This window comes from Flavobacterium sp. LAR06 (assembly GCF_041946075.1).
Lineage (GTDB): Bacteria > Bacteroidota > Bacteroidia > Flavobacteriales > Flavobacteriaceae > Flavobacterium.
Genome location: NZ_JAUTYT010000002.1, coordinates 71,549 through 88,058 on the forward strand (window position 1 = coordinate 71,549; position 16,510 = coordinate 88,058).

Annotated in this window: 17 protein-coding genes, 3 tRNA genes and 1 pseudogene; 2 read left to right on the forward strand and 19 right to left on the reverse strand. The window is 32.9% G+C overall.

The window, feature by feature from the left end; genetic code table 11:
- Positions 1-18 precede the first annotated feature (18 nt).
- From tuf to Q7C23_RS03565, 10 genes are all read right to left on the reverse strand, one after another.
- On the reverse strand, positions 19-1,206 hold the full coding sequence (gene tuf, locus Q7C23_RS03520; protein WP_007807448.1) for an elongation factor Tu: 1,188 nt from the start codon (positions 1,204-1,206) through the stop codon (positions 19-21).
- A 55-nt stretch (positions 1,207-1,261) separates the two neighbouring features.
- Positions 1,262-1,333: transfer RNA gene (locus tag Q7C23_RS03525), tRNA-Thr, on the reverse strand.
- A 90-nt stretch (positions 1,334-1,423) separates the two neighbouring features.
- Positions 1,424-1,504, reverse strand: a tRNA-Tyr gene (locus tag Q7C23_RS03530).
- A 54-nt stretch (positions 1,505-1,558) separates the two neighbouring features.
- Positions 1,559-1,632 (reverse strand) — tRNA-Thr (locus Q7C23_RS03535).
- Between the two features lie 101 nt (positions 1,633-1,733).
- Positions 1,734-2,036, reverse strand: coding sequence for a ribosome hibernation-promoting factor, HPF/YfiA family (gene hpf / locus Q7C23_RS03540; RefSeq protein WP_017496722.1), 303 nt, complete (start codon positions 2,034-2,036; stop codon positions 1,734-1,736).
- A 32-nt stretch (positions 2,037-2,068) separates the two neighbouring features.
- Positions 2,069-2,962: a tyrosine-type recombinase/integrase gene (locus Q7C23_RS03545; protein WP_375031204.1), complete on the reverse strand. Its 894-nt coding sequence runs from the start codon at positions 2,960-2,962 to the stop codon at positions 2,069-2,071.
- A 145-nt stretch (positions 2,963-3,107) separates the two neighbouring features.
- A complete protein-coding gene (rpsU, locus tag Q7C23_RS03550; RefSeq protein ID WP_026985791.1) occupies positions 3,108-3,302 on the reverse strand; it encodes a 30S ribosomal protein S21 in 195 nt (64 codons plus the stop codon).
- Between the two features lie 142 nt (positions 3,303-3,444).
- Positions 3,445-4,587: an acyl-CoA dehydrogenase family protein gene (locus tag Q7C23_RS03555; RefSeq protein WP_375031205.1), complete on the reverse strand. Its 1,143-nt coding sequence runs from the start codon at positions 4,585-4,587 to the stop codon at positions 3,445-3,447.
- Positions 4,588-4,603: 16 nt separating this feature from the next.
- A complete protein-coding gene (locus Q7C23_RS03560; RefSeq protein WP_375031206.1) occupies positions 4,604-4,876 on the reverse strand; it encodes a ComEA family DNA-binding protein in 273 nt (90 codons plus the stop codon).
- A complete protein-coding gene (locus Q7C23_RS03565; protein WP_375031207.1) occupies positions 4,877-5,335 on the reverse strand; it encodes a hypothetical protein in 459 nt (152 codons plus the stop codon). It lies immediately after the preceding gene.
- 429 nt (positions 5,336-5,764) lie between these two features.
- Here Q7C23_RS03565 and Q7C23_RS03570 point away from each other — a divergent pair, with 429 nt between their 5' ends.
- Positions 5,765-7,216, forward strand: a complete 1,452-nt coding sequence (locus Q7C23_RS03570; protein WP_375031208.1) for an amino acid permease — start codon at positions 5,765-5,767, stop codon at positions 7,214-7,216.
- A 72-nt stretch (positions 7,217-7,288) separates the two neighbouring features.
- Here the strand turns inward: Q7C23_RS03570 and Q7C23_RS03575 are convergent, their stop codons facing one another.
- From Q7C23_RS03575 to Q7C23_RS03595, 5 genes and pseudogenes are all read right to left on the reverse strand, one after another.
- Positions 7,289-7,516: a PspC family transcriptional regulator gene (locus tag Q7C23_RS03575; protein WP_026985787.1), complete on the reverse strand. Its 228-nt coding sequence runs from the start codon at positions 7,514-7,516 to the stop codon at positions 7,289-7,291.
- An 89-nt stretch (positions 7,517-7,605) separates the two neighbouring features.
- A pseudogene (locus tag Q7C23_RS03580) lies at positions 7,606-8,354 on the reverse strand (DUF2851 family protein).
- A gap of 72 nt (positions 8,355-8,426) precedes the next feature.
- On the reverse strand, positions 8,427-8,909 hold the full coding sequence (locus Q7C23_RS03585) for a 3'-5' exonuclease (protein ID WP_375031209.1): 483 nt from the start codon (positions 8,907-8,909) through the stop codon (positions 8,427-8,429).
- A gap of 84 nt (positions 8,910-8,993) precedes the next feature.
- Positions 8,994-10,355, reverse strand: coding sequence for a pyridoxal-phosphate dependent enzyme (locus tag Q7C23_RS03590; protein ID WP_072975085.1), 1,362 nt, complete (start codon positions 10,353-10,355; stop codon positions 8,994-8,996).
- 48 nt (positions 10,356-10,403) lie between these two features.
- Positions 10,404-12,386, reverse strand: a complete 1,983-nt coding sequence (locus Q7C23_RS03595; protein WP_375031210.1) for a putative porin — start codon at positions 12,384-12,386, stop codon at positions 10,404-10,406.
- 133 nt (positions 12,387-12,519) lie between these two features.
- Between Q7C23_RS03595 and Q7C23_RS03600 the strand changes: the two genes are divergently transcribed.
- Positions 12,520-13,188, forward strand: a complete 669-nt coding sequence (locus tag Q7C23_RS03600) for a ribonuclease HII (protein WP_375031211.1) — start codon at positions 12,520-12,522, stop codon at positions 13,186-13,188.
- A gap of 78 nt (positions 13,189-13,266) precedes the next feature.
- Here the strand turns inward: Q7C23_RS03600 and Q7C23_RS03605 are convergent, their stop codons facing one another.
- The 4 genes from Q7C23_RS03605 to lipB form a co-directional block, all read right to left on the reverse strand.
- Positions 13,267-14,118 carry a nuclear transport factor 2 family protein gene (locus tag Q7C23_RS03605; RefSeq protein ID WP_375031212.1) on the reverse strand — a complete coding sequence of 284 codons (852 nt, stop codon included), beginning with the start codon at positions 14,116-14,118 and terminating at the stop codon, positions 13,267-13,269.
- A gap of 168 nt (positions 14,119-14,286) precedes the next feature.
- Positions 14,287-14,886, reverse strand: a complete 600-nt coding sequence (locus Q7C23_RS03610) for an NAD(P)H-dependent oxidoreductase (RefSeq protein WP_375031213.1) — start codon at positions 14,884-14,886, stop codon at positions 14,287-14,289.
- Positions 14,887-14,965: 79 nt separating this feature from the next.
- Positions 14,966-15,784: a DUF6597 domain-containing transcriptional factor gene (locus Q7C23_RS03615; protein ID WP_375031214.1), complete on the reverse strand. Its 819-nt coding sequence runs from the start codon at positions 15,782-15,784 to the stop codon at positions 14,966-14,968.
- A 27-nt stretch (positions 15,785-15,811) separates the two neighbouring features.
- On the reverse strand, positions 15,812-16,510 hold the full coding sequence (gene lipB, locus Q7C23_RS03620; RefSeq protein ID WP_375031215.1) for a lipoyl(octanoyl) transferase LipB: 699 nt from the start codon (positions 16,508-16,510) through the stop codon (positions 15,812-15,814).

Here is a 16,510-nt window from a genome sequence, read left to right on the forward strand (position 1 = left end):
TTTATAATATTTATAGGATTATCCTACGATTTCAGTAACCTGACCTGCACCTACAGTTCTACCACCTTCACGGATAGCGAAACGTAAACCTACGCTCATAGCGATTGGGCTTAATAAAGATACATTGATAGTTAAGTTATCTCCTGGCATTACCATCTCTACTCCTTCTGGTAAAGTAATAACTCCTGTTACGTCAGTTGTACGTACGTAAAACTGTGGACGGTAGTTATTATGGAATGGAGTATGACGTCCACCTTCTTCTTTTTTCAAGATATAAACCTCAGCTTTGAAAGTAGCGTGTGGTTTTACTGATCCTGGCTTAATGATAACCATTCCTCTTTTGATAGATTCTTTATCAATACCTCTTAACAACAAACCTACGTTATCTCCTGCTTCACCTCTATCAAGGATTTTACGGAACATCTCAACTCCTGTAATAGTAGAAGTTAATTTATCAGCTCCCATACCAATGATTTCAACTGGATCTCCTGTATTAGCAATACCTGTTTCGATACGACCTGTAGCAACAGTTCCACGACCAGTAATTGTAAATACATCTTCAACCGGCATCAAGAATGGTTTAGCAACGTCACGCACTGGCTCTTCGATCCAAGCATCAACAGCTTCCATTAATTCAATGATTTTTGGTACCCAAGCAGGATCATTATTCAATCCTCCTAAAGCAGAACCTTGAACAACAGGACCATTATCTCCATCATATTCGTAGAAAGATAATAAATCTCTAATTTCCATTTCAACAAGCTCTAACAATTCAGCATCATCAACCATATCCACTTTGTTCATGAAAACAACGATTCTTGGAATACCAACCTGACGACCTAAAAGGATGTGCTCACGAGTTTGTGGCATTGGACCATCTGTAGCAGCAACTACTAAGATAGCTCCGTCCATTTGAGCAGCACCAGTAACCATGTTCTTTACGTAATCCGCGTGACCTGGACAGTCAACGTGAGCGTAGTGACGGTTAGCTGTTTCATACTCTACGTGTGATGTATTAATAGTAATACCTCTTTCTTTCTCCTCTGGAGCGTTATCGATTTGATCAAACGATTTTGCTTGACAGTAACCTGCATCAGACAATACTTTTGTAATTGCAGCAGTTAATGTAGTTTTTCCGTGATCCACGTGTCCAATTGTACCTATGTTTAAGTGCGGTTTGGAACGATTAAAATTCTCCTTTGCCATTTTACTTAATTTTTAATCTTAGTTATATATTAATTTTCAATTTCCTACTTACTTGAGCCAACTACGGGAATTGAACCCGTGACCTCTTCCTTACCAAGGAAGCACTCTACCCCTGAGCTAAGTCGGCAGAGAGTTCTGATTTTAGATTTTTGAATTTAGACCTTAGATTTTTAAAAACCTTAAATCTACTATCCGAAATCTTAACTTCTTTTTTTTGTGGGGAGAGCAGGATTCGAACCTGCGAAGTTCACACAGCAGATTTACAGTCTGCCCTCGTTGGCCGCTTGAGTATCTCCCCTTTATTTTATCAATAATTACATGAACAATTTCAAATCGCATTTGAAATATTTAGAGCCGGCGGAGGGACTCGAACCCACGACCTGCTGATTACAAATCAGCTGCTCTAGCCAACTGAGCTACGCTGGCAATATCAATAAAAAAGTCCGCTATTTCTAACGGACTGCAAATGTAGCTATTTTATCTTTGTATCAAAACATTTTTTGAAAAAAATTTTCAATTATGTTCAATTATATATGTGCTCTTATTTTTTCTTTCCTTTTTACTAGTAAACGCTCTAAAGATTCCGCCGAAAGTTCAACCGCCTCTTCAAATGTCTTACACTGCTTTTTAACCAAAAAATCATCTCCAGGAACATTAATCTTTATCTCGACAGCTTTATTCTCTTTATCACTTGTTCTTTCAACTTTTAAAAAAACATCAGCCGAAACAACCCGATCGTAATACTTTTCCAATTTATCCATTCTCTCTTGAATAAAATCCACCAACTTTCGGTCAACAGTAAAGTTAACTGCATGAACATCTACCTTCATAATATTAATTTTATGGTTAAACATTAGAAGTATTATTTATTTCTAGGATGAGCATCCCCGTATACTTTTTTAAGCTCCGCTAAACTATTATGAGTATAAACTTGCGTAGATGCCAAACTCGAATGTCCTAATAACTCCTTAACTGAATTTAAATCTGCCCCGTTATTTAGCAAATGAGTCGCAAAAGTATGCCGAAGCACATGCGGACTTTTTTTTACCTTTTCAGAGACTCTACTAAAGTAAGAATTAATTAATCGATACACAAAAGATTCACTTAATTTTAATCCTTTTTTTGAAATAAAAAAATAATCCGCATCTGTGATATTTTCAACCGAATCCCGCTCATCAAGATACAACTTAAGCTGATCAGCAATAATCGGCAAAACAGGAATAATGCGCTCTTTATTACGCTTACCCAAAACCTTTATCACATTCGAAGTCAAATCAACATTATAAACCATCAAATGTATTAACTCCGCACGCCTCATCCCAGTTGTATAAAACATATCCACAATAAGCTTATCACGGATTTCTTCAAAACCAACAGGACTACCCACCTGACCCATCAAATCAGAAAGCTCTTTTTCAGAAAATGGAATTTGAATAATTTTCGGAGTCTTTAAAGCTTTATGCTTCAACATCGGACTCACCTCTATTTGTTTCGTTTTTAAAAGGAATTTATAAAACGCTTTCAACGAAGCCATCTTTCTATTCACAGAGACATTAGAAATATCCTGATCTACCAAAGAAACAAGCCAACTCCTAATTTGACTGTAATTTACCTTCTCAATATTTTCCTGCTCAAAATTCTCCTTATTATAAACTTCAAAAAAAACAATATCATTCAAATAAGCATTAACCGTATGTGGCGAATATTTTTTCTCCAACTGAAGATAATCACGAAATGCATCTTTATTCGACTTCATTATATTGTTTTTTTTATTCCATTCTAAACAGCACAAACACCCTACCTATATATATTACCATATACTACTTCAAAATTAAGCATAAAAAAACCGTTAGTATCAAAATATTGATAACTAACGGTAATTATTTTTGAAAAGCTAAATACTAACTCTCTAAACCATCTCTCATGTTTTGAATGTAAGCAGCTTTTTGAATTTGAGCTCTTTTGATAACAGAAGGCTTTATAAAAGCAGTACGTGCTCTTAATTGACGAACAGTTCCTGTTTTATCAAATTTTCTTTTATAGCGCTTTAATGCTCTATCGATATTTTCTCCGTCTTTAATTGGTATAATTAACATAATATAGACACCTCCTCTCGTTAAGGCTGCAAAAGTATATATTAATTTTGGATTACCAATTAGAAATCTTGATTTATTTTAGTGAAAAAAGAACAAAGAGTAAAAGAATATAGATTTTAGATGAAATTCTATATTTTATTCTTTACTCTTTCAGCAAATTTCTCGATATAACTAGCTTTTGGATCTCGGTTGTTCCTTCTCCAATCGTACATAATTTAGAATCTCTGTAAAATTTCTCCACAGGAAAATCTTTTGTATAACCGTACCCACCATGAATCTGAACCGCTTCGTTTGCTATTCTCACACAAGCTTCTGATGCGTACATCTTTGCCATTGCACCAAGTGTGGTTACAGGTTTATGCTGTTGTTTCAAAAAAGCCGCTTTGTGAAGTAATAATTCTGAAGCTTCTATCTCAGTAGCCATATCTGCTAATTTAAATGAAATCCCCTGAAAACTGCTAATTGGCTGTCCAAACTGATGTCTTTCTTTAGAATATTTCAAAGCTGCTTCATAAGCACCCTTAGCAATTCCTAACGACAAAGCACCAATTGAAATTCGGCCACCGTCTAATATTTTCATTGCCTGAACAAATCCCTGACCAACTTCCCCCAATCTATTCGCATCGGGCACGCGGCAATTATCAAAAACTAACTCAGCAGTTTCGCTGGCACGCATTCCTAATTTGTTTTCTTTTTTTCCTGAAGTAAATCCTGCCATTCCCTTTTCAAAGACAAAAGCTGTCATTCCTTTTGAATCTCCTTTTTCTCCAGTACGTACAATCACCACTGCAATATCACCCGAAATCGCGTGCGTAATAAAATTCTTCGCTCCATTGACAATCCAGAAATCTCCATCTTTTACAGCAGTAGTATTCATACCTCCGGCATCAGAACCTGTATTATGTTCTGTTAACCCCCAGGCACCAATATATTCTGCTGTTGCTAATTTTGGTAACCATTTTTTCTTTTGTTCTTCGTTACCAAAAGTCAAAATATGATTTGTACACAATGAGTTATGCGCTGCAACTGACAAACCAATTGAAGGATCTACTTTTGAAATCTCTTCGACAACCGTAATATATTCGTGGTATCCTAAACCAGATCCACCGTATTCTTCAGGCACTAAAACACCCATGAACCCCATTTCCCCCAATTTCTTAAAAAGCGGAATTGGAAAAATTTGCGCTTCATCCCATTCCATTATATTAGGTCTAATGTTCTTTTCGGCAAAATCTTTAATAGATTGCGCAATCATTGACTGTGTTTCGTTATAATTAAAATTCATTGTTGGATATTTTTTTTTAGAACTCCAAATATAAACTAATTATTTTTGCTTTTTCAACAGGAAAACCTTTAATTTTTGACAAATCCTCAATATTTTTAAAATTTCCATTCATACTTCTATAGGTTACTATTTGTTTAGCCAATGCATATCGGAAATAGGAAAGCTGAGATAATTCTTTTAAAGAAGCATCATTTATTGCTATCTTTTTTAAACTCGCTGGTACTATTACTTTAAAATGCGCATTCAATTCAGCAATAATTTCAGGCGAAAGTCCCCAGATATCATTCATTTATTCCATAGAAACAAAATACCGTAATATTTGTTTTTGTTTTAATATACGTAAAGACAGCGCATATCCTATACCATATATTTTAACCAAATCCTCCTGAGTTGCCTCCTTTATATCTAAAGTTACAATCTTTTCTTTTTTAAAATCGGCTTTCTTAATAAATTCTTTTTTCTCTGTTTTGAAATTATTCTCTTTTTGAATCCAGTCCGGAAACTTAAATAAAGGCGAGATATTTTTTAATAAAGAATCAGAAATTTTAGTGACCTGCTGAAACTCCTCAGCAGAGTTCACAAATTTATTTCCTTTTCGAAAGGCTAAAAGCCGGTCAATTTCCTGAGTAGACATTCCGAGTTTATAACCTTTATAATCTGTAATGAAATTTGGATTAAAAAGATAGACGTTTGGTTTCTCTTTATATTTAACCAGTTTAAGAGAATCAATTTCTGACTGTAAAGACATCCATTGCTCTTTTTCCTGGGAGGTATTTTCAGGCAAATTAAAATCAGCATAAAAACAAACCAATTGTCATATTATAATAATAGCAAAAAGTAAAAAAATCCCGTACGTTGCTCTCTTGTAAACTTAAAATATATTGCGAGCGTTTTAAAATTAGGCATCAAAATGAAATTTTCAATCGTTTTAAAAGGATAAATGAAATAATAAAATATCAATTTATTAAGAAAAATAGTAAAAAAATGTTTCTTTCATAAATTATTCAATCCGCATTAACATTCTAATTAAATTAATGAATTTCAGTACTTAACGCCTATAAACTGTCTATTTTGCATATTTTTTCGATATTTTATAACTTAAAATAATATAATTGTTTTTATTTTTTATAAAAAACGATACATTTGGAGCTTAATAACAATAAACCAATATAATAGTATGTCAATTTGGAAAACTAAACCTCTTTCGGTATTGCTCGGTGAAGCATCCGAATCTGAAAAAGGACTAAAAAGAACCTTATCTTCACGTTCGCTTGTTGCACTTGGAGTTGGAGCAATTATTGGAGCGGGACTATTTTCGCTAACAGGAATTGCAGCTGCTGACCACGCAGGTCCGGCGGTAACAATTTCTTTTATTTTAGCAGCTGTAGGTTGCGCATTTGCCGGACTTTGTTATGCTGAATTTGCATCAATGATTCCGGTTGCGGGTAGTGCATACACTTACTCTTATGCTACGATGGGTGAATTTATGGCCTGGATTATCGGTTGGGATTTAGTTTTGGAATACGCTTTGGGTGCCGCCACGGTTGGTGTGAGTTGGTCGCGGTATTTACTCGAACTTCTTGCAAAATACGGAATACATCTACCGCCTGACTTAATTTGCTCGCCTTGGGAGACACTAACACTTAGCAATGGAACGGTAATAAATGGAGGAATTGTAAACTTACCGGCCATATTCATTGTTTCCTTACTTTCTTTATTATTAATAAAAGGAACTCAAGAATCGGCTTCATTAAACAATTTCTTAGTTGTTATTAAAGTTGCTGTAGTTATCATCTTTATTGTATTAGGATGGAAATTTATAGACCCTACTAATTATACTCCTTATATTCCTGAAAACACTGGAGTTTTTGGTCAATTTGGCTGGTCAGGAATTGCTGCCGGAGCTGGTACTGTATTTTTTGCCTTTATTGGTTTTGATGCTGTTTCCACTGCTGCACAAGAAGCTAAAAATCCACAAAAAGGAATGCCAATTGGTATTTTAGGATCATTAGTAATCTGTACACTTTTATATGTATTGTTCTCTCACGTTATGACTGGACTTGTACCTTACTATAAATTCGCAGGAGATGCAAAACCTGCTGCAACTGCTTTTGCTGTAACAGGATACGACTTTTTACAAACAGGTTTAATTGTAGCTATTTTAGCTGGTTATACTTCTGTAATGTTAGTAATGCTTATGGGACAAAGCCGTGTTTTCTATACAATGAGTAAAGATGGTTTATTACCTCCTTTCTTCAGTGAAATTCACGCTAAATTCCGTACTCCATGGAAAACTAATCTTTTCTTTTTAGTATTCGTAAGTTTATTTGCTGGACTTGTTCCTGTAAGTGATTTAGGACACATGGTAAGTATCGGGACATTATTAGCTTTTGTTTTAGTTTGTATTGGCGTAATGGTTATGCGTAAAAAAATGCCAGATGCTCCAAGAGCTTTTAGAACTCCATGGGTTCCTTTTGTACCGGTTGCAGGTATTATAATCTGTTTAGCATTGATGTATTCGTTACCAAATGAAAGCTGGGCAAGACTTGTAGTTTGGATGGCACTAGGTATCGTAATCTACTTTATTTACGGTAAGAAAAATAGTAAATTAAATAATCCGGATAAATAATATCCAGATAAAAGCATAAAAAAAGGATCATATAAAATTATATGATCCTTTTTTTATGCTTAAAATTAATTTTTATAAATCGAATACTGAAGTTCGTTTTGCCCTAATTAAATCTTTCAGACGAATCCAGAATGCTAATGTCAGATATATTCCGAAACCCAAACCGGCTGTTACAAATGAAATGTAAATAAAAAACAATCGCACACTTGTAACACGCATTCCGAGTTTATCTGCTAATCGTGATGAAACATGAAATCCGTATTTTTCAAAGAAAAATTTAAGTTTTAAAATTGCTGACATTTCTAATTTTAGATTTTAGATTTTAGATTTTAGATTTTAGATTTTAAGCAAAAATACAAAATTATCTAATTACCACATTTTCTAATTATCTAATTACTCTTAAGTAATTCAACTCCAATTGCACACTTCAAACAAGCTTTATTGTTACAATATTCATTTTTGAGTTCTAATAACGTTTGAGCTTCAAATGCATTCATTGAAAGAGCCCCAAAATTTTCAAATTTATCTATAATAGCATTTTTTTCAGGAGAAACTTCATTCATAAATAAAATAAGATCTTCAGCATTGGACTCTCCTATTCTATTTGAATAGGCAAACTGCAAAGGAATAATAGTGTTTACAATCAACAAATCTATAAACGATTTTGATAAAGGTTTTGACTTCTTCGGACTCTCTTTATCAAACTGATAATGATTTTCCCAGTATAAACTTGTTTTAACGTTTAATAAGCCATAAACATCCTTAGCAGACTTTAGCATAATTACTTAATATTTCTGGTGAAACATAATCTTTCAAAACCAAAACGGGAATTTCTGTATTGTTTTTTACTAAAGATCTCTGTATCATGTTCCCAAACTACATGCAAAATAACATTTTCATAAGCGGCATCTTTTTCATGATGATGTACATACCAATCGGATGATTTTAAATGGATTTCAACATTTCCAGCCCATTTCTGAGTTCCAATTTTTATCTGGGCATTAAAGAAATCAGGGCCTGAAAGTTCTAAATAATCTCCTGTTTTAATAATTACAATTGGATCATTTTGGGTTGTTCTTAAATTCAGCGTTTCGAACTTCCTGAATTTCCAGAGATAATGAAGAAAGTCTTCTCTCATTTTTAAGCTTATATTTTATAATTACAAAAGCTTAAAAACAACAAAAGACAGTATTAATCTTACAAATAAATATCATTTTAACATATATAATTTAGCGCATGCACGAGCATCAGATAAAGCTTCATGATGATTCAACTGAATCTTCATTTCACGACAACAATCACTTAGTTTGGTTGGCTTTAGTCCTTTTGCCTTGTAAATTTTAACCGTACATTCCCAACGTGGTGCAATATTTAAGTCTTCATATTGCAAACCGTACAGTGCCATTGATTTCATTAATACATTGCGATCAAAACTTTCATTGTGTGCGACAACAACCCTATTTTTAAGTCTTCTTTCAATTTCAGGAAATACCTGAGAAAACGATTTTGCATTAACCGTATCACGCGGGTAAATGCCATGAACCTGAATCGTAAACGGATTATATAGGTTATTTGGAGGCTTAATTAAAGACACAAACTCGTCAACAATAATTCCGTTTTCAACAGTAACTATTCCAACTGAGCAAGGATGATATCCCGTAGCGGTTTCAAAATCTATGGCAGTAAAATTCATTTTTAAAATATTTCAGCTAAAAAAATCCATAAACCAAAGTCTTAAAACTCCGATTTATGGATTTATAATGTTATTAAAATTGTCTTATTTTATAGATCCAATAATATCATATTTGGTAATAATATGATGTTTTCCATTTCCTAAATCTACCAAAACAGCGTCATTTTCTTTGGTAAACAATTTAGAAACTTCTTCAATTGTAGTTCCTAATTTCACAATAGGAAAAGGTTTACCCATTACTTCTTTAATTGGTTTTTCGGCAACATTTTTATCTGCAACATAACTCCTAAACAAATCTGTTTCGTCTACAGAACCAACAAATCCATTAATGTCAACTACCGGAATTTGAGAGATTTTATATTTACGCATACGTTCAATAGCGTGCGACACTAATTCTTCGGTACGAACAACAATCAATTCTTTATCGATATGATCTTTAATTACATCTTCCGCTTTCGTTACGTTTTCTTCTAAAAATCCACGTTCGCGCATCCAGTCATCATTAAACATTTTACCAACGTAACGGCTTCCTGAATCATGAAAAAGAACGACAACGACATCTTCAGGTTTAAAATGCTCTTTAAGCTGTAAAAGCCCTTTAATACAAGCACCTGCAGAGTTTCCAACAAAAATGGCTTCTTCCATGGCAATTTTTCTTGTATAAACGGCGGCATCTTTATCAGTTACTTTTGTAAAACCATCGATTAAAGAAAAGTCAACATTTTTTGGTAAAATATCTTCTCCAATTCCTTCTGTAATATAAGAGTAAATTTCGTTTTCATCAAAAATTCCGGTTTCATGGTATTTTTTAAAAACGGAACCGTAAGTATCAATTCCCCAAATTTTAATATTCGGGTTTTTCTCTTTTAAATATTTTCCAACTCCTGAAATAGTTCCACCAGTTCCTACTCCAACAACGAAATGCGTAATTTTTCCATCAGTCTGTTTCCAGATTTCCGGACCAGTTTGCTCATAATGCGCCAATGAATTAGATAAATTATCATATTGATTTACGTACCATGAATTTGGTGTTTCTTCAGCTAAACGCTTTGAAACTGAATAATAAGAACGTGGGTCCGTCGGCTCAACATCAGTAGGGCAAACTACAACTTTGGCACCAACAGCACGTAAAATATCCATTTTTTCTTTTGACTGCTTGTCTGATATTACACAAATCAATTTATAACCTTTGATAATTGCTACCAGTGCCAATCCCATTCCGGTGTTTCCCGAAGTTCCTTCAATAATAGTTCCACCCGGTTTTAATCTGCCGTCTGCCTCTGCGTCTTCAATCATTTTTACGGCCATTCTGTCTTTTACAGAATTTCCAGGATTAAAAGTTTCGACTTTTGCCAATACTAACGCATCGATTTCAGCAACAATTTTGTTGAGTTTTACTAAAGGTGTATTACCAATTGTCTCTAAAATATTTTTTGAAAAGTCCATTTTATGTTTATTTAATATGTGGTTCTAAAAATCTAAATAGCCCTAATTTTATTGGAAGAAGTTCCAAACTAAACCAAATCGGATAACAAAATCACGATAAGGATTATTAGGTGCCGAATAATAATCGCTTTTTGCAAACAAAGCATTTATATGTTCTGCTTTTAAGTAAAAACGGGTTTGACGAATTCTGGCGTTTACAAAAAGGTCGAATAACGGATAACCTCCTATTTTTTTCGCATCCTGAACAAAAAATTCACCTATAACAGGGTTATAATCATTTCCGTAATATTTGGTGAAATAATTAAATACAACTCCTGTCTGCATAAATAATGCCTTTTTGAAGAAATAGCTGGAATAGTAAAGTGTATTTCTCGTTACAAAATCAGGAACATTTAAAATCAAATCTGACTGATCTACTTTTTGATATAAAAGTGTATTATCAAAACCGAACGGTCCAAATTTAAATTCTTTACTAGCTTTTACAGATAAATAATTAATTGCATTTCCATATTGTGCCGGCTTTATAATTTGAGTATATGCTAAAGCTTCTGCCGGAGTGGAATCATCCTTAAAATACAAGTGATCTTTTAAAACAGAATATTGAACTTCAGCATTTAACCAAGGTGTATAGACATTAGCACTAAGCTGATTAATTTTTTCATTCTTAAAACTGTTAGACCAATTGTATTCAACATAACTGCTTTGATACAAATTATAGTTATTATTTGGCAACTTATTTAAATTTCTATATCTGAAATCGAATTGGATCTTCTCATTTAAGTCATACCTCAATTTCGCATCTAAATCAGAAAGAGACTGGTTTGTAATTGATCTGGTATATAAAAAGCGGCCATTCCATTTATTCTTCTGGTATTCATATTGTCCTCCAACATTATTAATTTGCAGAAATAAATTATCAGGAACAACTCTACCATCTCCATATACAATAATTCTGTCGTATTTATAATTTGATCTGTAATCATCTACAAAAAAATTGAATTTCCCCAGTAGCGAATTTTCATAGGCAAGTCCAACCTTATTGTATAATTTCTCAAAACGAGTCTCATCGTTTATATTACCACTAGCATATGATTCCCCAAAACGTTGAACTTGTACACTAGGGCCAACTGTTGGCGTGACAGTCGAAAGAAGTGTTGGCTGCAAGTATTGAAAATATTTATATTCGTAATTAAATTGATGTGTTACATACAAATTATTACTCCCATCTTTTGGATTTACTCTGAATGCATGATCAAAAAAGAAACGTCTTCCTTTTAATAATGATTCCGCATCAGTCAAAAATACCTGCAATCGCTGACGGTTTTTAAAATCAGGATCTTCACTTTCAAAATTGTCCGTATTTGTAATTCCGCCATTTTCTTCATTTGTAATATCCTGAAATGTAAAATGAGCGTTTAAGACATATCTTTTATCTGTTGTAAAATAACTTGTTGTAAATCGAAAATTCCCTGCACTAACTAACTGATTTATATAATCTCCCTCAGAGCGCAATCCTCTGTAAGCAGCAGAAAAATTAAGATTCTTTGAAGTATTTAGTGTAATAAATGAATCTAAATTTTGTCCTTTGTTTATGGTGGTGTTAAAAAACAGTTCCGTTAAAGGAGTTGCAACTGAATAATATCGAATATCACTAACTTCCATATAGTCAAAGTGTTTTCCTTTGAAACCAATTTCAGGATACGGAGAATAATCAGTTAAACCATATTGTATTGTATTGTAGGTTTGTCCAATGTTAGAAAATGGCAAAAGTCCAAAATTATCTTTTCTTAAATAGTTTTGCTTGTAAGCACTTTTAAGTGTTAGCGACGTATCTGCAATTATTGTATCGTGCTCTAGTGTATAAATCTGGTATTGCTCTATCTTTGCAATTAGAGACTTTTTCTTTTTCACTGTATCCGTTATACTAGAATATTTTGTATTCATATCTAAACTGTTCTTTGAACTAGTTTTTTCCTGAGAAAACAATAACGTTGGTACAATTAATAGATATAGAAAAAAGAGTATTCTCATTTGATAGCTTTATATGTAATTATTTCGGCAAATTTTATCAAGCAAAGGTAAAAGATAAAAACGTATAAAAAAACAAATCATTGCCATTGAGAAGTTTTCATTTCAATTATATTTGTCTTTAAAATTAAGTAAAATGCTAGAAAAAAACTATTCGGGTTTTATTTTAGAAACCGGAACTGACGAAGCCGGTCGTGGATGTCTGGCAGGGCCCGTTACGGCCGCTGCAGTAATTTTACCTGCCGATTTTGAAAATACAATTTTAAACGACAGTAAACAATTGTCTGAGAAAGATAGATTTCTTTTAAAACCAATCATAGAACAACATGCTCTTTGCTATTCAGTCACACATTTATTTCCTGATGAAATTGACGAAATAAATATCCTGAATGCTTCTATGAAAGGAATGCAGGAATGTATTTTAAAATTGAACCGAAAACCTGATTTTATTATTGTGGATGGAAATCGGGCATTGAATGCCAAATTAGGTTTAAAAAATACTTTTGGAAAACAATTTTCTTTTCAAGAAATAGAACTACTAAAATCAATTCCGAATCAGAGTATTATAAAAGGAGATGGAAAATTCTTAAGTATTGCGGCAGCATCGATATTAGCGAAAACGTACCGCGACGAATATATGGAGAAAATTCATCACGAATTCCCTATGTACAACTGGAAAAAAAACAAAGGCTATCCCACCAAAGAACATCGTGAAGCGATTCGAAAACATGGTACTACAAAATATCACAGAATGAGTTTTAGACTTTTACCCGATCAATTAGAACTTGATTTTTTTGAACTATAACAAAAAGGCTTATCAAAATTGATAAGCCTTTTTGTTTCGAATAATTTGCATACTGAAAGTCGTTAACTTCCAATAATTTTATTTTTTGCTTTTTAAGAATTCTGCAAACTGCTTCGTATCAAAATAAAAGGGTCTAATCGCAGTAATTTTTCCGTTTTTCACATCAAAATGTTCTGAAATAGGCATTGATAACGTTTTGCCGGATTTTTTTGATTTGCATTTTATAGTGAAATAAAGAATTACTTCATTTTTAGAAGCATCGCTAAAATAAGCGGGTTCTTTTTCTATTTCCAAATCAAAAAACTCAGCTGATTTTGCATACATTTTAGTCCATTCGCTAAAACCAACATATCTTCCTCCGTACGGTAAACCTTCTGCCTGATTGTAAATCGCTCCTTCTTCAATTATAGTTGCCATTGCATTTAAATCTTTTGTCTTAAAAAGACATTCGTAATATTTTGCCACAACTTTATAATTATCAATTTCAAGATTTTGCAAAATTTCAGCTTCTGACAAAGTAACTTCCTTATCCCAAAAACCAATGATTTTGCTTACCTGGCCTTTTCCATTTAGTCGGGCAAAATCACGGCCAGCCATGATCAATTTATTTTTTGAATCCAGAATTTTCCAATCCCAGGTTACATAATTGTCTTTTACCACTTTTGAACCTGAGGTCAATATAGCATCTGGATTTTTTTTATAAAACTCGTTTATGACATTGTTTAAGGCAACAGAACCTTTTATAGATGCAGATGGATCTTCAAAAGTACTGTCGTCGAGCCAAATTGTTTTTATTAATTTTAATCGTGCATCGCTATTACGCTCTTGCCAAACTTTTTCATAAACCGCAATTGGATTTAATTTTTCTTTCTTTTGAGCAAAAGCATTGTTTAGAATAAAGAGGAAACAAATAAAGTAGATTTTTCTCATAAGCGGTTATATTAAATTTGATTAAGGTTTTTATAAAAGTCAGAAACCAATTTACATATAAAAACGGTACAAAATCACTTATTTTCATAATTTGCCAACAATTTAAAATCTTGACTTTTATTAAGGCCTTTTTACATTTTTTTCAATATAATTTTTAAAAATAAATTTCTATTCAAAAACAACTCTTTCATCAGTAAACTTAAATGCAGTTTTAATTTGTTTTTCCCATTCAGAAATACTTTCTAAGGATGCTCTATCTGCCTTATCAAAATAAAAATGTTGTTTGATTTTTAAACCACAATAATTAAAAATTCCAACATCTGAAGTTAACGCCAAAGCTTTATCCATTCCTATTGCTTCATATTCTGCATTCGATTTTCCATGAGAATTGATAATGATAGTACTTTTATCAGTTAATAATCCTTTCTGAATGCCTTGATCGTATCTGTAAGCAAATCCGTAGCTAAATACCCTGTCAATATAACCTTTCATTATAGAAGGCATTCCTGTCCACCAAATTGGATAAATAAAGATAATTTGATCTGCCCAAGTGATGAAATCCTGTTCTGTTTTGACAGCGTCTGACACTTTTCCCATTCTTTGTCCCTGCATATCCTCCAGAGACAAAACGGGATTAAAATTGATCTTATTTAAATCCCGAACTATGACTTCTTGTTCAGAATTTTTTAAACTTTGAAGAGCAGTTTCTTTGAAGAAATGATTTAAACTAGCTGGATTTGGATGCGCATAAATAATTAAATTTTTCATGTTTTCTATTTTTTAAGATTGAACATGACAAATGTAGAATGCAAGCATCAACGACAATTGTAAGAAAACGAAATGCGACTTATTCTGCTTTTGAACTGCAGATATCGTTTTGAAATTTCAGAAATTTCGTTGGAGAAATATTCATATAAAATTTAAAGTCATGAATAAGCTGACTTTGGTCATAATAACCACATTCTTCGACAATATTCAACCAATCTGTTTTGGATTGATTTAGCATGTTTTTTTGAATTTGATTTACGGCTTTTAAGAATCTCTCATACCGATTAACTTCTTTAATGGTGTAGCCAAAAACCTTTTTCTGATTCAGCTGAATGTTTCTTTCTGTCTGATTTATCTTTGAAGCAATTGCTTTTATCGGATTTAAATTTTCTTCTTTAAAATCAGTCAAAAGTGTTGTGATTTCATTTTGTTCCCTTAGATAGGGTTTGCAGAAATCTAAAATATAAGCGACACGTTCTGTAACCTCAGAAATCTGCTGAAGTTCTTCCCATAAAAGACTGAAGCAATTTTCGTGAATTAAGTCATCCGGATGAATTGGCATTGAATCAAACAATGCATTTCCGAAGAATCTATAAAAAGCATCTTCTTTAAAATTAGCTACTAAAATCTCTGAATTAGTTTCTAAGGTATAATCGAAAGCTTGTTTTATAGGGCCTAAAACCATACATTTTTCAACTTCTAAAATAGTGTTTTGCTGCGATTTTAAAGTCGATTTTGTTCCGAAATTAAAAACCAAAATGGTTTGAAAACTCGGCAATAAAGTTTTTGTAACCGGAAAATCGGTTTTGTTTTCTGCGAAGTAAAAATGAGAAAAAACAGTTTCAAATGCCGAAGGAACAGCAATTCTATAATTGTTATTTTCTTCAGCATTTTTCATACTATCTTATATTTGAGAAGCTTTATTCTAAACAAATTCGGCTTCAAATAATCGAGTTAAATGTTTTATGATTTTGGCCTTAACTTCATCTTCATCTACTTTTTCAACGCCAAGTTCTACTTGTAAAGAAGTAACGCCTTTTCCGCGAATTCCACACGGAATAATATTATCAAAATATCCTAAATCGACATTTACATTTAAAGCAAATCCGTGCATAGTTACCCAACGTGAGGCACGAACACCCAGCGCACATATTTTACGTGCAAACGGAGTTCCAACATCCAGCCACACTCCTGTTTCGCCTTCGCTCCTGCCGCATTTTAAACCGTATTCTTCTAAAGTCAGAATAATTGATTCTTCCAGAAAACGCAAATACTTATGAATATCGGTAAAGAAATTCTCTAAATCTAAAATTGGATAACCAACAATTTGTCCCGGCCCGTGATAGGTAATGTCACCGCCGCGATTGATTTTATAAAAAGTTGCTCCTTTGGCTTCGAGCTGTTTTTCGTTTAATAATAGGTTTTCTAAATCACCGCTTTTTCCTAATGTATAAACATGCGGATGTTCTACGAAAAGTAAATAATTTGGCGTCTCTAATTCGAGTTCTTCTCTTCTGTTTTTGATTTTTAAGTCGACTATATCCTTAAAAAGTTCTTCCTGATATTCCCAGGTCGATTTATAATCTTTACTTCCTAAATCTTGAAGTTGGATTTTTTTATTCAT